Raw genomic sequence first — 22,912 nt, 5'->3', positions numbered from 1 at the left:
GCTACTTCAGCCAGACGTCCCAGAAATGAACGATATAATAGGGCATGAAGTTCACGACCTTGGCGGCGTTGTAGCTTCGCATCGTGCCCATGTCGGCGATCTTGATCATGTAGGCTTGCTCCAGCACGCGCTTCTCGATATCGGCCCAGGCAGAGATGCGCTTTTGCGGGTCGAGCGAGGCGTAGAACGCGTCATAGGCAGCGTCGAGAACATGGTCGTCCTTGACGTGCGGAAAGGTGTAGAACATCACTTTCCATTGTTGCGGACCGAGCAGCGGATTCGAGCAATAGCCGGTGGTGGACACATTCCAGACCCCGGTGCCGCGCTGCATGTTGCTCGCGTTGGTGGTCCAGTCGACGATGTCGACCGCGACGTTGAAGCCGGCGTCTTTCATCTGCTCGGACAAGACCAGGATGGCGTCGCGGAAGTTCGGATAGTTGGAGTTCGTCTGGAGCACGATCTTCTCGCCGTTGTATCCGGCCTGCTTCAGCAACGCTTTGGCTTTTGCCGGGTTACGCTGGTCGTAATAGGGCTTCATCGCATCGCCCTGATAGTAGGGGCTCGACGCGTAGACCAATGAATGGCCCGGCCGCGAGATCTGTCCCATGGCGCCGGTGATGTCATCGACGTTGACCACCGCCTCGATCGCCTGGCGTACCAGCGGATTGGTGGTTGGCGCCGCCTGCGTGTTCACCACGAACACCTGCATGCAATAGGGAAAGATCTGCTGCGTCGTGATATTGGCCTGGCCATCGAAGCGCTTGGCGAGGTCGCGGGGGACGTCGCCGATGACGTCGGCGTTGCCGGTCTGCAAGGCGGCGACGCGGGCGTTCGCCTCGGGCACAAAATTATAGCGAACCTGGTCGAGATAGGCGGTGCGGCGCCCGGCCAGACCATCCGGCCCGGGCGCGCTCTCGTCGGGCACATACCCGTCGAAGCGCTTGATGACGAGATGGCTGTCCTTCACCCACTCGCCAAGCATGAACGGACCGGTTCCGATGATGTCGATCTCGCGCGCCGCCTTGTCCTTCTGCTCGGCCGGCAAGATCTCGAACGGATAGACCGGCGACTTCAGCACGTCGACGAACACGGCGTTCGGCTTCTTCAAACGGATCACGAAGCCATAAGGATCGGGTGCCTCGAAGCCGTCGACATCGGCGAGCACGGAGGCGTTGGGACTGACCTTGCGATAGCGCTCGAACGACGCCAGCACATCGGCCGACGTCATCTCCTTGCCATTATGGAATTTCACGCCCTTGCGCAGTGTGAAGGTGAACACTGTGGCATCGGCACTGGTCTCGATTCTCGAAGCGAGAACAGGTTTGGCGTTATAGGTATTGTCGATCGCAACCAGCGGCTCGAACAGATGGTGAATGACTTCGAGTTCGACGAGGCTCGAGGCGACATGAGGATCGAGCGTGCCCGGGCCCGAGAGATAGGCATAGACGAGGCTGCCGCCGCGGTTGGGTTCGGCGGCATGGAGAGGGGTCGCAAGCGCGCCCAGCAGGGCAATCGATCGGCCCAACGCGGTGATCATACGAAACATGGCCGAAAAGCTTGTCATTACAACTGCCTTCCTATTGAGCTCGCGTATCAGTCGTCATTTACCCGCACGAATGCTCCCGCTGCATTCACCGGACCGTTGTCGCGGACTGGCGTCGGTCGAGCGAAGCGGCGACCTGCTTGAGGGCTCCGTCGGTCGCCTCGAGGACTCGATCGATGTCGTCGGCCTGATGCGCCGCGGACAGAAACATGTTGTGCCAGGGATGCATGTAGACGCCACGCCGCAGCGCCTCCTGCACGAAACGATGGCCGAGCACGAAATCCGGATCGTCCTCGAACATGATCATCGGCATCTGGACTGGTCCGGTCTGCCGCAATCGCACATCGTGCACCCGTGCCTGCGCCTCGAGCCCGTCGCGTAGCCGGCGGCCCATGGCTTCCATCGTCGCGACCGCGCCTGTCGCGCGCAGCTTCTTGATGGTGGCAATCGCTGCCGCCATCGGCACAGCCGAGCACCAGAAGGATCCGGTGACATAGACCTGTTGCGCGGCGTCGCGAAAGCGATCGGCGCCGGTCACCGCTGCAAGCGGATGACCGTTGGCGATCGCCTTGCTCCAGGCGCTCAAATCGGGCCGGACGCCGTAAGGCTCCCAGCTGCCGCCGATGTGGAGGCGAAAGCCCGCCCTGACGTCGTCGAGAATGAGCGCCGCACCGGCCGCGTCGCAGATCCGCCGCACCGCTTGCGCGAAGGCAAGCGTCGGCGCCTCCTGATGGCGTCTCACATCATGCTTGAACGCCGTCACCAGCACTGCCGCGAGGTCGCGGCCGGCCTCGTCGGCGGCGCGCTCCAGGCTCGCAATGTCGTTATAGTCAAAGTGAAGGATGTGGGCTCGATCTTCCGCGGTGACGCCGGCCAGCGAAGGCGTGCACCACGGCGCAGCGCCATGATAGGAGCCCTTCGCCACCAGCACCTTGCGCCGCTGCATGGCCGCACGCGCAATGGTCACGCAGGCCGTCGTCGCATCGGTGCCGTTCTTGGCGAACAGCACCCAGTCGGCGTGCGGAATGGTCTCGACAACGAGCTCCGCGAGTTCGATCTGGCATTCGGCTGGCCCGGTCATCAGATCGCCGCGGCTGCGCTGCGCCGCGGCTGCGGCCTCCACATCCGGATCACTGTAACCGAGCACGATCGGTCCGTAGCCGCACATCAGGTCGACATATTCCGTGCCCGCCACATCCCGGAGGCGGCAGCCGCTGGCGCTGCGAAAAAACTGCGGATAGCCGGGAGGCAGCCGAGCGACGTTCATGTGGCCCCACATGCCGCCGGGAATGACCTTCAGCGCTCGCGCCCGCAACGCCTCGTCCTGCGACAGGAGCCCGGATGCGGTGTCATCAGGTGCCATGGCAAGTCCCTCGTGCCGGACGGCCGCGCCGTTGCGACGCCAACACAATATATGATATATCATAGCTGCGAAGACCCTTTCTCGCCTTTTGATCTTGCAAAGACCGCAGGCAGACGTGCGGGCCACGCATAGAGATCGGTCGCCTCTCGACTGGAAAGCAGGCCCACTCGATGTCCAACGATGCTGTCGGTCTGGTCGGCCGCGACAACCTGACGGCCCGCGTGTTTGGGGAGTTGCGGCTTGCCTTGATGGAGGGGCGATTCCGCCCCGGCCATCGCTTCAAGATCCGCGAGCTCGCCGAAGCGATGGGCGTCTCGGAAACGCCGATCCGCGAAGCGCTGATGCAGTTGGTGCGCGCGCGGGTGCTTGACATGCAGGCAAGCCGCTCGATCGAGGTCGCCCGCCTGAGCGCAGCGCAGTACGAGGAACTACGCGGTATCCGGATTTTGCTCGAAGGACTGGCTGCCGAACGCGCAACCACCCGGATCTCCAAGGCTGATATCGCCAATCTCAAGAAGTATCATCAGGCGCTGGTCGCGGCAGAACGCGGCAGGCGCTGGCGCGAAGCCGTCCAGGTGAACTGGCAATTCCACCACACGCTCTACAAGGCGGCCGACGCACCCGAGCTGCTCGAGATGATCGAGACGATCTGGCTTCGCAACGGCCCTCTGCTCAACATGCTGTATCCGCATGCGACCCCGACCTATCCGGGACGGCATCAGCACCTCAACGTGCTTGACGGTTTGACCGCGAGAAATCCCGAGGCCGTGAAGCAGTCGATCCAGGCCGATCTGTTGGAGGGAGGCGCCAGATTGCTGCAACTGCTCCAGGATATCGAAGCCGGTGCGACGCCGTCGGAGTTGGATGCCGCAGTGACATAGTCAGCGCGCGACACCGCCTCGAACGACCCGGCGGGCCAGTTCAGTGTGCATCACCGATCGTTTCGCCGCGCGGCCACTATGATCCGATCCAGAATTTCGTCGAGGATCGGCATCGATGTTGCGAAATTGAGCCTGACAAATTGCGGACTACCGGGGTCAAAAGTTTCGCCGGCGCTGAATCCGATACGGGCGTTGTTCAGGAAGAATTGATGCGCCGCCGCTGACAGACGGAGTTCGCGGCAGTCGAGCCAGGTCAGGTAAGTCGCTTCCGGGGCATGGAAGCGGATCTCAGGCACCTCGGCCGCGAGCACATCCACAACTCTGTTCCGAGCCTTGTGAAGGTGATCCATCACGGCATCCAGCCAGGGCTGCCCCTCGGTCCAGGCAGCCATAGTTGCGTCGGCGCCGATGACATTGGCCTGACCTGTCAAGCGGAGCGGGATACGGCTGTGAAACCGCTTGCGCAGGTCCTCGCTGCCGAAAGCGATGACCGCGCAGCGCAGGCCGGGAATGTTGAAGCTCTTGGTCGCCGAATTGAGAGTCACGGTGCGCGCGGCGATCTCAGGTCCAAGCGAGGCAAACGGAATGTGCTGATATCCCGGATAGACGAGATCGGAATGGATCTCGTCGGAAATAACGATCAGATCATGGTCGATGGCGAACGTGGCCAATGACAGCAGCTCATCGCGGGAAAACACCCGCCCCGTCGGATTCTGCGGATTGCACAGCACGAAAATGCGGGTTCGTTGGTCAACCAGCGCCTTCAGTTCGTCCATGTCGAAGACGTAGCGGGTCCCGTCGTCGCGCATCGGCAGCGTCAGGAGCCGGCGCTCCGTCGTGCTGATGGCGTCGCGAAACGGCGGATAGTTCGGGACCTGGAGGACGACGCCATCGCCGGGGTCTGAGAACGCCAGGATCGGTGCGTAGGTGCCCTGCACCAGATCCGCCAGCGGCAGCACGAGATCGGGCGAGAGCTCCCAGCCGTAGCGGGACTTCATTCGGTTGGCGAAGGCTGAGGCGACGAGCCGGTCCGGCTTTTGGCCGTCGCGTAGCGGATAGCCGTAGTCGCCATCCCGGACGATGCGCTCGATTGCTGCCTGTATCGGAGCGGCGACGGCAAAATCCATGTCCGCGACGAAGGCAGGCAGGACGTCGGCGTCGTATTGGTTCCACTTGGCGTTACGGCGCGCCTGTAGCGCAGGCTGCGATAGTTCGAAGCTGATCGTCTCTCGGCTGTTCATGATCTCTGTCCGCGGCGCTTTCATTGGGTCGGCGATGTGAATAGGTTACGCGAGATGGTAGGCGACCGCATTGCCGTCGGCGAGCTTGTTTGGCGCTGTTGTCTATTTGCGTTCGATCAGCGCCGCCCGTCGTCAATCATTCCGTCCGACAATCACCAGCCTCCTGCACAGTTTTGCTACAGATCGGCATGTTTTGCGGCAGGCTTCGCTGCAACAACGCGCTTGACATCGTATTTGATCTCAACGACCGTATCGTGCAAGCGTAGGGCAACACGGCCCATCGACGCGATGAGTTCAACCATTTCCAACACCACGCTTTCATCGCGTGTTCGGTTGGCGGCGAGGGCGCCCTCGGCTTCACAGCCGACGGGCGCTTTTTTGTTTTGGATCGGGTGATGACGCAGAAGCGGTATCGAATTGGCGTGATGTTCTCGACGACGGGCTCCTACAGCGTCGTCGCGCGCTCGATCCTCAACGGCGCGTTGCTGGCGTTCCAGGAGGTCAATGCGAGTGGTACCGACGTTGCGCTGGAGCCAGTCGTGGTCGACCCGTCCGGCGACCTTGCGCGCTATCGTTCGCTTAGTCTCGAACTCCTGGGATCAGGAATCCGGCACGTGGTCGGCTGCTACACCTCGTCGAGCCGCAAGGAGGTGATCCCGTGCTTCGAGAAGTTCGATGGATTGTTGTGGTATCCGTCTCACTACGAGGGCTTCGAGAGCTCCGATAACGTCATCTACACCGGCGCAGCACCAAACCAGCACGTGCTGCCGTTGGTCGATTATCTTGCGTCCCGCGTCGGCTCGCGCGCGTTCTGTGTCGGCTCCAACTACATCTGGGCCTGGGAAAACAACCGCATCTTTCGCGAGGCATTGATCGCTCGCGGCGGCGCCGTGCTCGCCGAGCGCTACCTCCCGGTCGGTGATACCGAGGTCGACCAGGTGATCGCGGCCATCATCGACCAGCGTCCCGACTTCGTCTTCAACAATCTGATCGGCACCAGTGCCTATGCTTTCTTCCGCGCGTTCCGGGCCGCTTGCCGCGCCCGCGGTATCGATCAGGCATCCGAAATTCCGGTCGCGAGCTGCACGCTGTCGGAACCGGAATTGCCCGAGATCGGGCTGGACGCTGTCGACGGACATCTGTCCTCAAGCGTCTATTTCTCTTCGCTGAACTCGCCGGAAAATGCCGCGTTCATTCGCGCCTATACGGCATCCTTTCCGGACGGACCGGTCTCGTCGGCAGATGCTGAATCCTCCTACATCGCCGTCAAGCTGCTCGCAGCGGCATTGTCACAGGCCGGCACCGACGACGCCCGCACGGTGCGCGCCGCCGTGGCCGATCAGCGGTTGCGCGCCCCGCAAGGAGAGGTCCGCATCGACCGGCAGACCTTTCACGCTTGGCTCACGCCGCGGATCGGCCGCTCGGCGGCCAACGGGCAGTTCGAGGTGCTACTGGAATCCCGCGAACCGATCGCGCCCGATCCTTACCTCATTCAGTCGTCGCCGCGCTTTGCCAGCGCGATGCGCTCTCCGCTGTTGAAGGTGGTGCAATCATGAGCTCCCGACTGCTACAGAACTTCAAGGGCGGCCGCGCCATCGTCGTCACCCGGCGAGGAGGATGGGAGAGCGCGCTCGAAACGACGCTCGCCAAGCTCGGCGTCTCCACCGAATATCCGGAAATTATCGACGGCCGCGCGCAGATCGACGTCGCAGGCCTCCAGGCCGATCGCGACATTCTGTTCGTCGACGGCGATCTCGAAGGCGCGGTCGCGATCGAAGTCAATCCGGCCTCGCGGTTGCCGCCGGTGCCGGTGATCGGCCTCGTCGGCGTCGAGGCGCCAAGCCGGCTCAAGGCGCTCGTCAATCTCGGCGCCACCTCGTTCCTGCGCAAGCCGGTGCATGGCGGCGCGGTCTATACGTCGCTCTTCATGGGCATCAACCAGTTCCTGCTGCGCGCCGAGATGTATGAGCGCTTGCAGGGCCTCGAGGAACGCCGCCGCGGCCGCCGCGCGGTGATCCGGGCCGTCATCCTGCTGATGCAGCAGGACGGCCTCGACGAGGAGGGTGCCTATTCCCGGCTCCGTCGCGAAAGCATGCGCGCGCGGCAGAACATGGAACTCTATTGCGAGGAGTTTCTGAGTAAGCGGGCGAAGCCGCCCGATACGACCGGCCGCACGACCGGCATCATGCTGCAAGGCGGCGACAAGCCAGCCATCTAGGAGAAGCAAAATGAGCAAGTCTGTATTGCGGGGGCTGCGTGCCGCAGCCCTCACGGGGACGCTTGTCCTCGGATCACACCTCGGATCACCCTCGGCACTCGCGGCGGAAAATCCGATCAAGCTCGGCGTGCTGGAGGATCAGTCCGGCGACTTCGCGGCCGCCACCATCGGCAAGGTCCACGCCATCCAGCTCGCCGCCGACGAGATCAACAAGGCCGGCGGTATCATGGGCCGGCCGATCGAGCTCGTTCCCTACGATACACAGTCCGACAACACGCGCTACCAGGAGTTCATGCGCCGTGTGCTCCAGCGCGACAAGGTCGACGTCGTCTTCGCGGGCTTCTCGTCGGCCTCGCGCGAGGCCTATCGCCCGATCGTCGACCAGTTCAACGGCTTCGCCTTCTACAACAACCAGTATGAAGGTGGCGTCTGCGACGGCCACATGATCGTCACCGGCGCGGTGCCGGAGCAGCAGTTCTCCACGCTCATTCCCTACATGATGGAGAAGTACGGCAAGAACGTCTACACGCTCGCGGCCGACTACAATTTCGGCCAGATCTCGGCGGAGTGGGTGCGCAAGATCGTCAAGGAGAACGGCGGCAAGATGGCCGGCGAGGAGTTCATTCCCCTCGGCGTGTCGCAGTTCTCCCAGAGCATTCAGAACATCCAGAAGGCCAAGCCCGACTTCGTCGTCACGCTGCTGGTTGGCACCGCGCAGGCCTCCTATTACGAGCAGGCCGCTTCCGCCAACGTCAACCTGCCTATGGCGTCCTCCGTCAACGTCGGCCAGGGCTACGAGCACAAGCGCTTCAAGCCGCCGAGCCTGAAAGATATGTACGTCACCACCAACTACATCGAGGAGATCGACTCGCCGAAGAGCAAGGAGTTCTACGCCAAGTTCAAGGCGAAGTTCCCGAGCGAGCCGTATGTGAACCAAGAGGCGGAAAACTCCTATCTCGCCGTCTATCTCTACAAGCAGATGGTGGAGCGGGCGAAGTCGACCAAACGCGAGGACATCCGCAAGGTGATCGCGATCGGCGATGTCTGCATGGATGCGCCTGAGGGTAAGGTCTGTATCGACCCGAAGAGCCAGCACATGTCGCACACGATTTATCTAGCCAAAGTCGGCGCCGATCATTCGATTTCCTTCCCGAAGACCTGGGAGGACATCAAGCCCTATTGGCTCGGTGAAGCCGGCTGCGACCTCACCAAGAAAGATCCGATGGCCCAGTACACGCCGTCGAATCCGCCGCCGAAACCCTGACCCGGCGGTCGGTCGCCCCGGCGTTCCCTGCACGCCGGGGCGACTACGGCTACCCGCGACGGAGGCGTCGCCCCCTCTCATCGATCTGGCTGGTTCATGGACATCGCGACCCTCGTATTCTCGGCGCTCTATCAATTCGGCGACGCCTTCGCGTTCCTGGTGCTGTCGGCCTGCGGGCTCGCGGTGATCTTTGGCATGATGGGCGTGATCAATCTCGCCCATGGCGAGTTCATCATGTGCGGCGCCTATGTGACGGCTGCGACGGTGCATGCCGGCCTGCCGTTGCCGCTCGGGATACTGGCGGGCACGATTGTGTCCGCACTGGTGGGCGTCCTGGTCGAGCTTACGGTCATCCGCCATCTTTACGACCGACCGCTCGACACTATCGTCGCGACCTGGGGGCTCAGCCTGATCGCGACGCAAGGCACGCTGATCATGGTGGGCTCCACCATGGCGGGCGTCGGCACCCCGTTCGGCAGTTTCCAGGTCGGTGACTATTCCTATTCGATCTACCGCATCGTGCTGTTCTGTGCCGCGCTCGGCGTGCTGGCAGGTCTCTATGCTCTGTTCAACTGGACGCGCTTTGGGGTGCTGGCGCGCGCCACCATTCAGGTACCGCATATGGCGGCGGCGCTCGGCGTCGACACGCGGCTGATCTACAGCCTCACCTTTGCCTGCGGGGCGGGGCTCGCCGGCCTTGCCGGCGGTCTCTACGCGCCGACCATGACGCTGGTTCCGACCATGGGTGCGACCTTCATCATGGAGGCCTTCGTCACCGTGGTGATCGGCGGCGCCGACGTTTTCCTCGGCACGGCGCCTGCGGGTGGCCTGCTCGCGATCGTGAAGTCCGGAATGACGTCCTGGCAGGGTCAGTTGTTCGGCCAGATCGGTCTTTTGGTGGCCGTCATCATCGTGGTCCGGGTGCTGCCGAAGGGCATCTCCGGCTTCGTGCTGCGCGAACGCACCTGACGGAGTGATGGCGCTGTGAGCGGTTTCGTTTCCTTCTTTCGCCGTCTCGAGGGCCCGCAGACCGTCGGCCGCGGTCCGGCCTTCTGGAGCCTGTTTGCCGTCGTGATGATGATCGCGCTGGCCTATCCGCTGTTCAGCGACGGCTACACGGTCGGCAACACCGTCTACTTCTTCGTCTGGGTGTTCATCGCGCTCAGCCTCTGCCTGATCTGGGGCTATGGCGGATCGCTCTCTTTCGGCCAGACCGCGTTCTTCGGGATCGCGGGCTATGGCTACGGCGTCCTTACCCTCAATTTCGGCTCGGCCTACGGCTTCACATTGGTGGCGCTGGTGATTGCGGTCGCGATCGCCGCGCTGTTCGCGGTCCTGCTCGGCTATTTCATGTTCTTCGGCCGCATCGCCGGCGTATTCCTTGGCATCGTCACGCTCGCCGTGACCCTGATGCTGGAGCGCTTCATGGCCCAGACCGCAGGGCCGGAGTGGCACATCGGCAGCGCGCGGCTCAACGGCTTCAACGGCATGAGCGCGATGCCGCCTTTGACGATTCCGTGGCCGGGCGAACCGATCGTGCTGTTCGCCGATGTCGGGCTCTACTATTTCGTGTTTGGCCTTTTGGTCTTCGTCTATCTGGCCTTGCGCATCCTGATGAACTCGTCCTTCGGAAACGTCATCGTCGCGATCCGCGAGAACCCGGAGCGTGCGGAGATGCTGGGCTACGACGTGCGCAAGTACCAGCTCATCACCTTCGTCATCGGCGCCGCGCTCGCGGGGATATCGGGCGTGCTCTACACGGCGTGGGGCCAATACATCACGCCGTCGAGCATGGGCATGACGGCGGCGGCGCTGCCGCTGATCTGGGTCGCCGTCGGCGGCCGCAGCGACCTGACATCGACCGTGGTCGGTACGCTGGTGGTACTTGCCGCGTTCCAGGCACTCACGATCTACGGCAGCCAGTACGCGCTCATCTTCATGGGCGTGCTGCTGGTGCTGACCGTCCTCATCGCCCCGAACGGTCTCGTCCTCGGCGCAATGAACTGGCTCGGACGGCTCGCCGCGCGCCTCACCCAAAGGGTCAGCTGATGTCGTTGCTCGAGCTTCGCAAGCTGAACAAGCATTTTGGCGGCCTGCACGTCACCAACGCCGTCGACCTCACGCTGGAGGTTGGCGAGATCCATTGCCTGATCGGTCCGAACGGTGCCGGCAAGAGCACGCTGTTCCGTCTGATCCTCGGCGAGCATCATCCTGGTAGCGGCGACATCCTGTTCGCTGGGGACAATATTACCGCGCTGAAGTCGTTTGCGCGAATTCGCCGCGGCCTTTCGGTCAAGTTCCAGGTGCCGGGTGTCTTCAAGGGACTGTCTGTCCGCCAGAATCTCGAAATTGCCTTGCAGAGCCAGCATCGTGGCGCCCGGCTCGGAGAAGAGATTGAGCGGCTCCTCGTGTTCCTGGGACTTGAGAGTGAGCAGGCGCAGACCGCCGGCAATCTCAGCCACGGCCAGAAGCAGTGGCTGGAGATCGGCATGGCAATCAGCCTGAAGCCGCGCCTTCTGCTGCTTGACGAGCCGACCGCCGGCATGTCGCCGGAGGAAACCCACATGACCGGCGCGATGGTGCAGCGGCTCAATGCCGACGGCATGACCGTGCTTGCGATCGAGCACGACATGGCCTTCGTGCGCCAGGTCGCCCAGCGCGTGACCGTGTTGCATCTCGGCCAGGTCTTTGCACAGGGCACGATCGACCAGATCGTGGCCGACGAGCGTGTCGCGGCGATCTATCTGGGGCAGGCCCATGCTTGATATGCCGCGCAAGGAAGTGATCCTCTCGACGCTGGCTCTACGCGCCGGCTATGGCGGCAAGCCTGTGCTGCAAGGCCTCGAGATCGAAGTGCGGGAAGGCGAGATCGTCGCCGTCATCGGCCGCAACGGTGTCGGCAAGTCCACGCTGATGAAGAGCCTGATCGGGCTGGTGCCTGCGATGAGCGGCTCGATCGTCTATCGCGGCGAGGCGGTGGAATCTCTCCCGGCGCACAAGCGGGCTCGCCTCGGTATGGGCTATGTGCCGCAGGGGCGCGACGTGTTTCCGCGCTTGACCGTCGGCGAGAACGTCGCGGTCGGCGCAGCGATCAAGGGGGGCGGCATCCCCGAGGCGGGCCGGCGCAAGATCGTCGAGGCGTTTCCGATTCTCGCAGAACGCTGGACCCAGCGTGCCGGCACCATGTCCGGCGGCCAGCAGCAGCAGCTGGCGATCGGGCGGGTCCTGATTGCGGATCCGAGCCTCATCCTGCTGGACGAGCCGTCCGAAGGCATCCAACCCAATATCGTCCAGGATATCGCGCGCAACATGGTCGAGCTCAACCGCAGGACCGGTGTGACCATCATCCTGGTCGAGCAGAACCTCGACATGATCCGCGCCATGGCGCAGCGCTGCTACGTCATGGACAAGGGCCGCATCGTCGCAAGTCTCGACCGCTCAGCGCTCGACGACGAAGCGGAGATGCGCCGCCATCTGGCAGTCTAGAAAACGACGCCCAACCAAGGAGAAACAGTAATGGCCTGGCAAAACGATTCCATCATGGCACGCAAAGGCGTCGCCAAGGGCGAGCGCGGCAAGGAATACACGATCACCGAAGCCGAGCAAGGCAAGTACCACTATGTCTACGGCCCCTATGTGAAGCCGGTGCTGACGGTCGATCCCGGCGCCGTCGTCTCCGCCGAGACGCATGATGCGTTCGAGGGCGCGATCAAGCACGAGACCGATAGCCCGTCCAAGATTCTCAACTTCCCGTTTCTCAATCCGCAGAACGGCCCGATCCACGTCAACGGCGCAGAGAAGGGCGACGTGCTCGCCGTTTATATCGAACGCATCGTGCCGCGCGGACCGCAGCCGTGCGGCACCACCGTGGTCATGCCGGACTTCGGCGGCTTGGTCTCGACCGGGCAAACCGCGTTGCTGAACCCGGCGCTGCCGGAGCGGGTGAAGAAGCTCGTGATCGATCCCAAGACCGGAACCAAATGGAACGACAAGATCACGCTGCCCTATGAGCCGTTCATCGGTACCATCGGCACGTCGCCGGAGATCGAGGCGATATCCTCGCTGGTTCCGGACTATTACGGCGGCAACATGGACCTTCCCGATGTCGGCGTCGGCGCCGTGATTTACCTGCCGGTCAACACCAAGGGTGGGCTGCTTTATCTCGGCGACTGCCATGCCGCGCAGGGCGATGGCGAGCTCTGCGGCGTCGCCATCGAGCATCCGACCGTGACCACGGTTCAGATCGATCTGATCAAGGGCTGGACCATTCCGTGGCCGCGGCTTGAGACCAAGGATTTCATCATGACCATCGGATCGGCCCGGCCGATGGAGGACGCGGCCCGCATCGCCTATCGCGAGCTTTGCCGCTGGATGGCCGCCGACTACGGCTTCGACGAGATCGACGCTTACATGCTCCTGACCCAGGCCGGACGCGTCCGTCTCGGCAACATGGTCGATCCGAAATATACGCTCGGCGCCTCTATCAAGAAGTCTTTTCTCGTTTGAGGGCCGGTCAGGTCATGTCGAGCATCCACAAGGTCGCCGCCGTTCAGTTCGAGCCGACGATGTTCGAGAAGGAGCGCAACATCGTGCGCCTGCTCGAGCTCTGCGAGCAGGCGGCGGTGGCCGGCGCGAAGCTCATCGTCACGCCGGAAATGGGGACCACGGGCTATTGCTGGTTCGATCGTGCCGAGGTTGCACCCTTTGTCGAGAAGGTGGCGGGTCCGACGACGAACCGCTTTGCGGAGCTGGCGCGTAAGCACGATTGCTACATCGTTGTCGGGATGCCTGAGGTCGATGAGGACGATATCTACTTCAACACGGCCGTGCTGATCGGGCCCGACGGCGTGGTCGGCCGCCATCGCAAGACGCATCCCTACATCTCCGAGCCGAAATGGGCGGCGCCGGGCGATCTGCACAACCAAGTGTTCGAAACGCCGATCGGGCGCATTGCGCTGCTGATCTGCATGGATATCCACTTCGTCGAAACCGCGCGGCTGATGGCGCTCGGCGGCGCGGACGTCATCTGCCACATCTCGAACTGGCTGGCCGAGCGCACGCCGGCGCCTTACTGGATCAGCCGTGCTTTTGAAAACGGTTGCTACGTCATCGAAAGCAATCGATGGGGACTCGAACGCACGGTGCAATTCAGCGGCGGAAGCTGCGTGATCGCGCCGGACGGGCGGGTGATCGCGGTCCTCGACAAAGGCGATGGGATCCTGCTGTCGGAGGTCGATCTCGATGCCGCGCGGGCGCGGCGCGTGCTCGGAGAACCCGTCTTTGCACAACGCCGGCCGGAGCTCTATCCGGAGCTGCTCTCCGACACATTCAGCTGGAACCCGCGCGCCTTCTTTGGCCTCTACGGGCATGAGCCCTGGCCGACCGGAAAAACCTCGCGGGTCAGTGTTGCGCAATTTGCGCCTGTCGATGACGTCGACCAGAATCTCGGGGAGATCGCTGCACTCGCGCGTGAGGCCAGGGCCGGAGGCGCGGAGCTCGTCGTCTTCCCGGAGCTTGCGGCGACGGGGTTCGGTGATCACGAGAAATCGGCGCAGCCGATCCCGGGGCCAGTGACCGACCACCTTGGGAAACTCGCAGAGGAGCTCGGCGTTTATCTCGTCTGTGGCTTGGCCGAGCGCGCCGACGATACACTCTACAACAGCGCCTGCTTGGCCGCTCCCGACGGGAACATCTCGGTCTATCGTAAGACGCATCTTGCGGCCGACGAGCAGGGTTGGGCGACGGCCGGCGATAGTTGGACCGTCGTGGACACACCGCTCGGGCGCATCGGCCTTTTGATCGGCCACGACGCCTCGTTCCCGGAAGCTGGCCGGGTGCTGGCATTGCGCGGCTGCGATCTCATCGCGTGTCCCGCAGCGATCAGGGGCCGCTTCAGTTCGTCACATGCTGGCACGGATGTGGCGCAGCCAAAGCCAATTCCGACCGGCCCGGATTCGTATCATTGGCATCATTTCCGCGTGCGCGCCGGAGAAAACAATTTGTTCCTCGCCTTCGCCAACGTCGTCGATCCCGAGCGAGGCTATCTCGGCCTGAGCGGCGTGTTCGGCCCGGACACATTCGAATTCCCGCGAAGGGAGGCGATGGCTTCCAACGGCCCGGGCCTTGCTACGGCGCTGATCGACACCGGCAATCTCGACAGCGTCTATCCGACCAACGTGGTGCGGCGGAAAGATCTGGTGTCGATGCGCATGCCGCACAGCTATCGTGGGCTGATCAGGAGCGCCGTAAGCAACTACTGAACCAAGAAAGGAATCCGACCATGGATCTGGGACTCAAGAGCGCCAAAGTTCTCGTTACCGGAAGCACCAAGGGGATCGGCCGTGCGATCGCAGAGACATTTGCGGCCGAAGGAGCCGACGTTGGCGTGTGTTCCCGCAATCAGGCAGAGGTTGAGAGCACAGTCGCCGCGCTCAAGGCCAAGGGCGTCGAAGCTTATGGCGGTGCGGTCGATGTCTCAGACGCGGCTGCGCTGAAGGCGTGGGTTGGCGATATGGCGGCCAAGCTCGGCGGCATCGATGTCGTCGTCGCCAATGTCAGTGCGCTTGCGATCGGGCAAGATGACGAAAGTTGGGAGAAGGAATTTTCGACCGACATGATGGGCACCGTCCGGCTGGTGAACGCGGCCATGCCCTATCTGGAGAAGAGCGCCGCCGGTGCGATCGTTGCCATCTCCAGCGTCTCGGGGCGCGAGGTCGATTTCGCGGCGGGTCCCTACGGCACCTTCAAGGCGGCTATTATCCACTATACCCAGGGTCTCGCCAATCAGCTTGCCGGCAAAGGCATACGTGCCAACACGGTCTCGCCGGGCAATACCTATTTCGAAGGCGGAGTCTGGAACATGATCAAGGACAACAATCCTGAGCTTTACAAGTCGGCACTTGCGCTCAATCCCACCGGTCGGATGGGAACTCCACAGGAGATGGCCAACGCCGTGGTGTTTCTGGCCAGCCGCGCAGCGAGCTTCATCACGGGCACAAATCTTGTCGTTGACGGGGCGCTTACGCGCGGAGTGCAGCTCTAGTAGGACGTACCCGCGCCTCTATCCGACGAGGTGCGTCGCGTTATCCGTGGCGCAAATCTTCTCTACTTGTCCGAAACAACAGCCGTCATTGCAGCTGAGCGATCGATCGATCATGTCGAGCGCGGCCGTGTGGGGCCGCGCATATGAGTGCTTGAACTCCATCCCAGAACAGCCGCTTGCAATGTTTAGTATCTCGTGGTTCACTAAACAAATCGAGCCTGGCTGAATCCCTAAGAATCCAGGCAGGCGCGAGGAAACGTCCGTTTAGTCGTTCAGCCCGTGAAGGACTGTATCGCTCTGCTCGAAGCATTCGAGCGGGTTGGAGAGTCGCGCCATGTCGATGGCCGGCCCCACTGGGAGGGAAAGCGTTATGAAACAGACAGTAAAGGCGCTTCTTACTGCTTGCGGAGTTCTTGCATCCGCGCTCGGTGTCGGAGCGGGGACCACGCCTGCGCACGCGCAGGCCAAGACCATCACGCTGTGCTGGGCCGCGTGGGACCCCGCCAACGCCCTGGTCGAATTGTCGAAGGACTTCACCGCCAAGACCGGCGTCGGCATGAAGTTCGAATTCGTGCCGTGGACCAACTATGCCGACCGCTTCCTGAACGAGCTCAATTCGCATGGCTCGTTGTGCGATCTCATCATCGGGGATTCGCAATGGATCGGGGGCGCTGCCGAGAACGGTCAGTACGTCAAGCTCAACGATTTCTTCAAGAAAGAAGGAATCAGCATGGACGACTACATGCCGGCAACGGTGGTCGGCTATTCCGAGTGGCCGAAGAACAGCCCGAACTACTGGGCGCTGCCTGCCATGGGCGACGCGGTGGGCTGGACCTATCGCAAGGACTGGTTTGCGCGGCCGGAGATCCAGGCGGATTTCAAGGCCAAATACGGCCGCGATCTGGCCGTGCCGAAGACGCTTGATGAACTGCGCGACATCGCAAAATTCTTCCAGGGCCGCGAGATTGACGGCAAGAAGGTCTATGGCGCTTCGATCTATACCGAGCGTGGCTCGGAAGGGATCACCATGGGCGTTTCGAACTATCTCTATGATTACGGCTTCCAATATCAGGATCCGAAGAAGCCGTATTCAATGGACGGGTTCGTCAATTCGCCCGGCGCCGTGAAGGGGCTCGAGGCCTACAAAGAGCTCTACAAGTGCTGCACGCCGCCCGGCGCCTCCAACTCCTACATGTCTGAAGGCCTCGATGCGTTCAAGTCGGGCCAGGTCGCACTCCAGATGAACTTCTTTGCCTTCTTCCCGGGCCTCTATAAGGATCCAAACGTCGGTGGGGACAAGATCGGCTTCTTCGGCAACCCGGCCGGCCCCGCGACGCAAGCGACGCAGCTCGGAGGGCAGGGGATTTCGGTCGTTTCCTACTCCAAGAACCAGGGCGAGGCACTGCAATATATCAAATGGTTCTCCGGTGGAGATGTGCAGAAGAAGTGGTGGGCGCTGGGCGGTTATTCCTGCGCCAAGTCCGTGTTGAATGATCCGGGCTTCCCGAACAGCGCGCCGTTTGCCGGAGAGTTTCTGAAGTCGATGGGAATGGTGGTCGACTTCTGGGCCGAGCCCTCCTATGCGCAACTCCTGCAAGCCGAACAGAAGCGCGTGCATGACTTCGTGGTAGCGGACAAGGGTACCGCGCAGGAAGCGCTCGACGGTCTGGTAAAGGACTGGAAGGCGATCTTCAAAGAAGAAGGCAAGAAGTTCTAAGGCAAAGGCCTGGGGCGTGCGTAAGCGCGCTCCAGGCTCTCTTCGGCAACAACCCGCGGGCGTCGCATAGTCACGGGCGCGACGCCAGGATTGACCATAGCCATGAACGATTTGAGTACCTCATCGCAGATCACCTACCAGGCCGTCCCGATCCGGCCAGGCACCATACGTCGCATCCGCGGCCTTTCGGACCAGGCGCTCGCCTGGCTTTTTATAACGCCCACGATCGTGCTGCTGCTGGCGATCAATATCTTCCCACTTGTGTGGACGATCTATCTATCGTTCACCAATTATCGCGCCAATCGTGCGAACGCGCCGACAATATGGCTCGGGGCCGATTGGTATCAGTCGATCCTGACTGATCCAGATATTTGGGCGGCGATGCAGGTAACCGCGCATTTCGTGGTTTGGACCGTGCTGATCGAGACCGTGCTCGGGTTCGGCCTCGCCTTCCTGATCGACAAGAAGTTTCGTGGCCATGGCTTGTGGACCACGATCATTCTGTTGCCGATGATGCTTTCACCGGCGGTTGTCGGCAATTTCTGGACCTTTCTTTATCAGCCGCAGATCGGATTGTTCAACTATGTGGTCGCGTTCTTCACGGGGCGCGACGCTTCGTCGTTCCAGATGCTTGGAGATGTGACCCTCAGTCCGTGGGCCATTGTCATCGTCGATGCCTGGATGTGGACGCCCTACGTGATGCTGATTTGCCTGGCCGGACTGCGGTCGATTCCGGATTACATCTATGAGGCAGCGGAGGTCGATCGCGCGTCGAATTGGCGGCAGTTTTGGTCGATCACGCTGCCGATGGCTCTGCCGTTCATCATGCTCGCGGTGCTCTTTCGCGGTATCGAGAACTTCAAGATGTTCGACATGGTCAACCTCCTGACCGGGGGAGGGCCGGGCTCGACCACGGAAGTCGCCTCGATCACACTGAAGCGCGCAGCCTTTGAGAGTTGGCGAACCGGCTATTCTTCGGCCTTCGCAATCATTTTGTTCGTGACGGTATTCGGCCTCGCCAACATCTACGTCAAGGCACTCAACCGGGTGAAAAGCCGATGAGCGCCTCAAACGCAGCCCACTCAGTCGTCGAACCGTCGACCAGCGCGCGCCGCTTCGCCGGCCTGCTCGTCATACTCTATGCCATCATCACGATGGTTCCGCTGGTATGGATCGTGCTCACCTCGTTCAAGTCGCCTGACGACGCGATCTCCTATCCGCCGAAGGTCCTCTTCAAGCCCTCCCTTGAGGGCTATTGCAACGTCTTCACCACACGCTCGCGCCAGACCCCGGAGTTTTTTCAGACGCTGGGTCCGCCGCAGGGGCTTTGTGACAACATCGCGCGCAGTCGCAACATGGTTGTCGCCGGACCGTCGAACTACGTGCCGCGCTTCATCAACTCATTGATCATTGCCTTTGGTTCGACGGCGCTAGCCGTCGCGCTCGGCACGCTCGCAGCTTATGGTTTTTCGCGGTTCCGCGTGCCGCTGAAAGACGACCTCTTGTTCTTCATTCTGTCGACCAGAATGATGCCGCCAATCGCAGTCGCGATCCCCATCTATCTGATGTACCGGACCGTCGGGCTGTCGGATACCCGGCTCGGGATGATCCTGCTCTACACGTCGGTCAACGTCTCGCTCGCCGTCTGGCTTCTCAAGGGCTTCATCGACGAAATCCCGCGCGAATACGAAGAAGCGGCAATGATCGACGGCTACACGCGCTTCCAGGCGTTCGTGAAGGTGGTTCTACCGCAGGCGACCACGGGAATCGCGGCAACGGCGATTTTCTGCTTGATCTTTGCATGGAACGAATACGCCTTTGCGGTGCTTCTGACCTCTGGCAACGCGCAGACCGCGCCCCCATTCATTCCGATCATCATCGGCGAGGGCGGCCAGGATTGGCCTGCAGTAGCCGCCGGCACGACGATCTTTCTCGTGCCGATCGTCGTGTTCACGGTGCTGCTGCGCAAGCATCTTCTCCGCGGCATTACCTTTGGGGCCGTCCGCAAATGAATCTTGATGTGAACACGTCCACGTCCAACGTCAGTTTGACGAGCAGAATGTTGCGGCGTGGTCCGCTGGAAGCCATCGCGACGACGATCATTGCCGCAGGCGTGGTCATGCTGATGCAGCCGTTTTTTCTCACGCTTTATTCCTGGTCATTCGCAGTCACGCTCTTTGGGACGGTGATGTTCACAATTGTCTCGAAGGTCCGAGAGTAGCGCTCGATGGCACAGATCAGAGTCGAAGCGCTCAACAAATCCTTTGGAGAGTTTCACGCAGTCAAGGACGCGAGCTTCACCGTGGATGATGGACAGTTCCTTTGTCTGCTTGGCCCTTCCGGGTGCGGCAAAACGACAACGCTGCGGATGATCGCAGGGTTGGAGTTGCCGACATCCGGTACCATCAGGCTCGGCGGCGATGACGTGACGATGAACCGCGCCTCTGCGCGAGATATTGCCTTCGTGTTTCAGCTATTTGCGCTCTATCCGCATATGAACGTCCGGCGCAATATCGGCTTTCCGCTCAAATGTGAGGGCATCGGGGCCGCGGAGTGCGATCGGCGGGTGGTGGAGGCCGCGCGGATCCTGCGCATATCCCATCTCCTCGATCGGTCCGTTTCGACTCTCACCGGCGGCGATCGTCAACGCGTCGCGCTGGGGCGGGCGATTGTTCGCAAGCCGAAGTGTTTTCTGATGGACGAGCCCCTCGGAGCGCTCGATACCGAAATGCGCGAAGCGATGATCCATGAATTGCGCGCGCTGCATGAGCGGCTCGGTGCGACGACGGTCTACGTCACGCATGACCAGCTGGAGGCCATGGCGATGGCGGACATGATTGCTGTAATGAACAACGGCGCGGTCGAGCAGGTCGCGAGCCCGCGCGACATCTATGACCGTCCGGCTTCGCTGTTCGTCGCCGACTTCATCGGTTCACCGCCGATGAACTTCCTGCCGTTTCGCGGCAGTCTGGAAGCCGGTGCACAGATGATCCGGCTCGGCGAGCGCGAAGTTGCGGTTCCCGCTGCGCGCGAGGCGCTGGCGGAAAGCGATCTCGTGCTCGGTGTTCGGCCCGAGCATGTGCGTTTCACCGATCGCGGCATGGTGAGGGGCGAGGTCTATGGGTCGGAATATCTCGGTACCACGCAGATCGTTACCGTGACGACGCGCTATGGTGCGCTCAAGGCTCGGTCGCCCGCCAGCATATCGTTTCGAACCGGAGAGAGTGTCGGGCTCGACTTTCGGCCGGATACGCTGTCGATCTTCGACAAGGGGTCGGGCCGGGCGATCCGCACCGCGTTGCATGAGGGAGGTGCGCATGGCTAAGGTCGAGATCAGCGCGGTCTCCAAAGCGTTCAACAAGACGCAGGCGGTCAGCAATCTGTCGCTGACCATCGGAGACGGTGAATTCGTCGCGCTGCTCGGACCGACGGGCGCCGGCAAGACGACGACATTGCGTCTCATCGCCGGATTGGAGATGCCGGACAGCGGTTCGGTCCGGATCGACGAACGCGACGTGACGGGTGATGCGCCGGCCGATCGGGACGTGGCTTTCGTGTTCCAGCAATACTCGCTGTATCCGCATCTGACCGTGTTCGAGAACATGGCCTTTTCGTTGCGTGCGCCGATCCGCCGTGTACCCGAAGCCGAGATTCGCATCAAGGTGCAGGAGGTCGCGCGTCTTCTCCACATCGAAACCAAGCTGGACAACAAGGCGACGCAGTTGTCGGGCGGACAGATGCAGCGCGTCGCGATCGGTCGGGCCCTGGTGCGCTCGCCCTCGATCTATCTGATGGACGAACCACTCTCGTCGCTGGACGCCAAGCTGCGCGGCGAAATGCGCCTCGAACTCAAGCGCATCCAGACTGATCTCGGCGCGACCATCCTCTATGTCACCCACGATCAGACCGAAGCGATGACCATGGCGTCGCGCATCGGCGTGATCGAGAGTGGGCGGCTGATGCAGATCGGTACACCGCGAGAGATCTACGAGAATCCGATCAACGCCCATGTCGCGGCGCGGCTGGGCCAGCCTGCGATCAACCTGCTGCCGGCAGCCTTATTTGCCGGCGTTCCGCCCGCGGCCGCGACCGTCGGCGCGCGTACCGAGCACCTGACGATTGCGCGCGGCGGCGGAGACGTGTCGGCAACCGTCACGCGGATCGAACATCTCGGTGACCAGAGCTATCTGCACCTCGACATCGGCGGCCGACCGGTCGTGACGTTGTCGGACCCAGAAGCGAGTCTCGGCGCCGGGGACACCGTGTCGCTCCGCCTCAACAAGCCGCTGTTCTTCGATGCGGCCGGGGGGAGGGTCGCGGCATGAGTCTCGATCGGGCGGCCAGGGAAAAGCTGGTGCGGGCACTTGCGGCGTCGGTGATTGAACACGCCGACGAACTGACCAGCCTCGACCAGGCGATTGGTGACGGCGATCATGGGCTGAACATGAAGCGCGGCTTCGAGGCTGTGATTGCAACACTGCCCGGCCTTGCGGACAAGTCGCTGCCGGAAATGCTGAAGGCGATCGGGATGACGCTGGTGATGAAGGTCGGCGGCGCTTCCGGGCCGCTGGTCGGCACTTTCTTCATGGAGCTAGGCAAGGCGCTCCCGGAGCAGCCGGCGCGGGCCGATCTCGTCGCAGCGACGGACAAGGCGATCAATGCCGTCAGGGCACGCGGACGTTCGGAAGCCGGGCAGAAGACCTTGCTGGATGTCCTGGTGCCGGTGCAAGCCGTGCTGGCAGGGGGCGGCGATGCCAGGGCGGTTGCGGCGGAGGCGGCGCAAGCGGCCGATCGCACCACGCCGATGCTCGCTATTCGCGGCCGAGCTTCCTTTCTCGGCGAACGTTCCATTGGTCACATGGACCCGGGTTCGCGCTCAGTGTCCCTTTTGATCGGTGCGGCAGTCAAGGTACTGGAATTCGAGGCAAGTTCATGAACAGTGCAAATGCCCGCAATGTCGGGATCGTCATCGTTTCTCACTCCCCCAAGATCGCGGAAGGTGCGGCAGACATGGTGCGCCAGATGGTAGGCAGCGCCGTGCCGCTCGCCTGGACAGGTGGCGATGTCGATGGCGGGCTCGGCACGAATGTTGCTGGAATCCTCGAGGCGATCGAGACGGCATGGTCGCCGGCAGGTGTGGCGGTACTGGTTGATCTTGGCGGGGCGGAGACAAATTCTGAGATGGCGGTGGAAATGCTGGCCGAAGATCGGAGGGCGCGGGTCGTCGTCTGTAATGCCCCGGTGGTTGAGGGAGCGGTGATTGCAGCGACGGAATCTTCGGGTGGTTCATCGCTCGCCGCGGTCAAGCGTAGCGCGGAGGAATTCTATGCATGATGCCCACGCCAGCCGGGCAGGTGAGACGTCGGTGCCGCTGACCGCCTCGGCGGTTCTCGTCAACAAGGTCGGTCTTCATGCGCGGCCATCGGTCAAGCTGACACAGTGCGCGAAGAAGTTTGTCGCAAAGATCGAGCTTGCCCTCGCTGAAGACGGCCCCTGGACCGACGCCAAGAGTCCCGTGAAGGTGATGCGCGTGAAGGCCCCACAGGGCGCGACGTTGCATTTTCGCGTTGCCGGCGCCGACGGCGAAGCGGCGCTCGCGGCCATGCTGGCGCTGGTGCATGATGGATTTGGTGAGGTGTGAGG

General features: G+C 62.2%; 24 protein-coding genes. 20 read left to right on the top strand and 4 right to left on the bottom strand.

Translation table 11 applies throughout. The features are described from left to right. Position 1 precedes the first annotated feature (1 nt). Both UP06_RS28195 and UP06_RS28190 read right to left on the bottom strand, forming a co-directional pair. Positions 2-1,537 (bottom strand): ABC transporter substrate-binding protein, encoded by a 1,536-nt coding sequence (locus tag UP06_RS28195; protein WP_045006953.1) that lies wholly within the window; start codon positions 1,535-1,537, stop codon positions 2-4. Between the two features lie 94 nt (positions 1,538-1,631). Next, positions 1,632-2,906: an aminotransferase class III-fold pyridoxal phosphate-dependent enzyme gene (locus tag UP06_RS28190; protein ID WP_045006952.1), complete on the bottom strand. Its 1,275-nt coding sequence runs from the start codon at positions 2,904-2,906 to the stop codon at positions 1,632-1,634. A 170-nt stretch (positions 2,907-3,076) separates the two neighbouring features. Here UP06_RS28190 and UP06_RS28185 point away from each other — a divergent pair, with 170 nt between their 5' ends. Continuing rightward, positions 3,077-3,787 (top strand): GntR family transcriptional regulator, encoded by a 711-nt coding sequence (locus UP06_RS28185; RefSeq protein WP_045006951.1) that lies wholly within the window; start codon positions 3,077-3,079, stop codon positions 3,785-3,787. A gap of 50 nt (positions 3,788-3,837) precedes the next feature. Here the strand turns inward: UP06_RS28185 and UP06_RS28180 are convergent, their stop codons facing one another. Next, positions 3,838-5,028: a MalY/PatB family protein gene (locus UP06_RS28180; RefSeq protein WP_045007161.1), complete on the bottom strand. Its 1,191-nt coding sequence runs from the start codon at positions 5,026-5,028 to the stop codon at positions 3,838-3,840. A gap of 176 nt (positions 5,029-5,204) precedes the next feature. Next, positions 5,205-5,330: a hypothetical protein gene (locus UP06_RS42465; protein WP_283806044.1), complete on the bottom strand. Its 126-nt coding sequence runs from the start codon at positions 5,328-5,330 to the stop codon at positions 5,205-5,207. 93 nt (positions 5,331-5,423) lie between these two features. Between UP06_RS42465 and UP06_RS28175 the strand changes: the two genes are divergently transcribed. From UP06_RS28175 to UP06_RS28085, 19 genes are all read left to right on the top strand, one after another. Beyond that, positions 5,424-6,584, top strand: a complete 1,161-nt coding sequence (locus UP06_RS28175; RefSeq protein ID WP_045006950.1) for a transporter substrate-binding domain-containing protein — start codon at positions 5,424-5,426, stop codon at positions 6,582-6,584. Next, entirely contained in the window at positions 6,581-7,246 is a 666-nt protein-coding gene (locus UP06_RS28170; protein ID WP_045006949.1) for an ANTAR domain-containing response regulator, read from the top strand. The genes UP06_RS28175 and UP06_RS28170 overlap by 4 nt, the downstream gene beginning before the upstream one ends. Before the next feature lie 10 nt (positions 7,247-7,256). Further along, a complete protein-coding gene (locus tag UP06_RS28165; protein ID WP_045006948.1) occupies positions 7,257-8,510 on the top strand; it encodes an urea ABC transporter substrate-binding protein in 1,254 nt (417 codons plus the stop codon). 96 nt (positions 8,511-8,606) lie between these two features. Then, positions 8,607-9,479 carry an ABC transporter permease subunit gene (locus UP06_RS28160; RefSeq protein WP_045006947.1) on the top strand — a complete coding sequence of 291 codons (873 nt, stop codon included), beginning with the start codon at positions 8,607-8,609 and terminating at the stop codon, positions 9,477-9,479. Positions 9,480-9,494: 15 nt separating this feature from the next. Next, a complete protein-coding gene (locus UP06_RS28155) occupies positions 9,495-10,559 on the top strand; it encodes a branched-chain amino acid ABC transporter permease (RefSeq protein WP_045006946.1) in 1,065 nt (354 codons plus the stop codon). After that, a complete protein-coding gene (locus UP06_RS28150; RefSeq protein WP_045006945.1) occupies positions 10,559-11,275 on the top strand; it encodes an ABC transporter ATP-binding protein in 717 nt (238 codons plus the stop codon). The genes UP06_RS28155 and UP06_RS28150 overlap by 1 nt, the downstream gene beginning before the upstream one ends. A gap of 1 nt (position 11,276) precedes the next feature. After that, positions 11,277-11,996: an ABC transporter ATP-binding protein gene (locus tag UP06_RS28145; protein ID WP_045006944.1), complete on the top strand. Its 720-nt coding sequence runs from the start codon at positions 11,277-11,279 to the stop codon at positions 11,994-11,996. Between the two features lie 30 nt (positions 11,997-12,026). Further along, positions 12,027-13,016 (top strand): acetamidase/formamidase family protein, encoded by a 990-nt coding sequence (locus UP06_RS28140; protein WP_045006943.1) that lies wholly within the window; start codon positions 12,027-12,029, stop codon positions 13,014-13,016. A 14-nt stretch (positions 13,017-13,030) separates the two neighbouring features. Next, complete coding sequence (locus UP06_RS28135; protein ID WP_045006942.1) at positions 13,031-14,770, top strand: nitrilase-related carbon-nitrogen hydrolase; 1,740 nt, start codon at positions 13,031-13,033, stop codon at positions 14,768-14,770. Positions 14,771-14,790: 20 nt separating this feature from the next. Continuing rightward, positions 14,791-15,552: an SDR family NAD(P)-dependent oxidoreductase gene (locus UP06_RS28130; RefSeq protein WP_045006941.1), complete on the top strand. Its 762-nt coding sequence runs from the start codon at positions 14,791-14,793 to the stop codon at positions 15,550-15,552. Positions 15,553-15,922: 370 nt separating this feature from the next. Next, positions 15,923-17,269 (top strand): ABC transporter substrate-binding protein, encoded by a 1,347-nt coding sequence (locus UP06_RS28125; protein WP_045006940.1) that lies wholly within the window; start codon positions 15,923-15,925, stop codon positions 17,267-17,269. A 102-nt stretch (positions 17,270-17,371) separates the two neighbouring features. Continuing rightward, entirely contained in the window at positions 17,372-18,331 is a 960-nt protein-coding gene (locus tag UP06_RS28120; RefSeq protein ID WP_045006939.1) for a carbohydrate ABC transporter permease, read from the top strand. Then, positions 18,328-19,281, top strand: coding sequence for a carbohydrate ABC transporter permease (locus UP06_RS28115; RefSeq protein WP_045006938.1), 954 nt, complete (start codon positions 18,328-18,330; stop codon positions 19,279-19,281). The genes UP06_RS28120 and UP06_RS28115 overlap by 4 nt, the downstream gene beginning before the upstream one ends. Next, the gene (locus UP06_RS28110) at positions 19,278-19,490 is read left to right on the top strand and encodes a hypothetical protein (protein ID WP_045006937.1); all 213 of its coding nucleotides are present in this window, start codon (positions 19,278-19,280) and stop codon (positions 19,488-19,490) included. The genes UP06_RS28115 and UP06_RS28110 overlap by 4 nt, the downstream gene beginning before the upstream one ends. Before the next feature lie 6 nt (positions 19,491-19,496). After that, complete coding sequence (locus UP06_RS28105; RefSeq protein WP_045006936.1) at positions 19,497-20,594, top strand: ABC transporter ATP-binding protein; 1,098 nt, start codon at positions 19,497-19,499, stop codon at positions 20,592-20,594. After that, positions 20,587-21,594, top strand: coding sequence for an ABC transporter ATP-binding protein (locus UP06_RS28100; protein WP_045006935.1), 1,008 nt, complete (start codon positions 20,587-20,589; stop codon positions 21,592-21,594). The genes UP06_RS28105 and UP06_RS28100 overlap by 8 nt, the downstream gene beginning before the upstream one ends. Then, entirely contained in the window at positions 21,591-22,205 is a 615-nt protein-coding gene (dhaL, locus tag UP06_RS28095; RefSeq protein WP_045006934.1) for a dihydroxyacetone kinase subunit DhaL, read from the top strand. Before UP06_RS28100 ends, dhaL begins: the two co-directional genes overlap by 4 nt. Continuing rightward, positions 22,202-22,603, top strand: coding sequence for a dihydroxyacetone kinase phosphoryl donor subunit DhaM (gene dhaM, locus UP06_RS28090; RefSeq protein ID WP_045006933.1), 402 nt, complete (start codon positions 22,202-22,204; stop codon positions 22,601-22,603). Before dhaL ends, dhaM begins: the two co-directional genes overlap by 4 nt. Beyond that, complete coding sequence (locus tag UP06_RS28085; RefSeq protein ID WP_045006932.1) at positions 22,596-22,910, top strand: HPr family phosphocarrier protein; 315 nt, start codon at positions 22,596-22,598, stop codon at positions 22,908-22,910. Before dhaM ends, UP06_RS28085 begins: the two co-directional genes overlap by 8 nt. Positions 22,911-22,912: the final 2 nt, after the last annotated feature.

It is taken from the genome of Bradyrhizobium sp. LTSP857 (assembly GCF_000938285.1).
Classification (GTDB): domain Bacteria; phylum Pseudomonadota; class Alphaproteobacteria; order Rhizobiales; family Xanthobacteraceae; genus Bradyrhizobium.
Note: the sequence above shows the minus strand (reverse complement) of the source record. Positions and strands in the feature narration are given on the sequence as shown.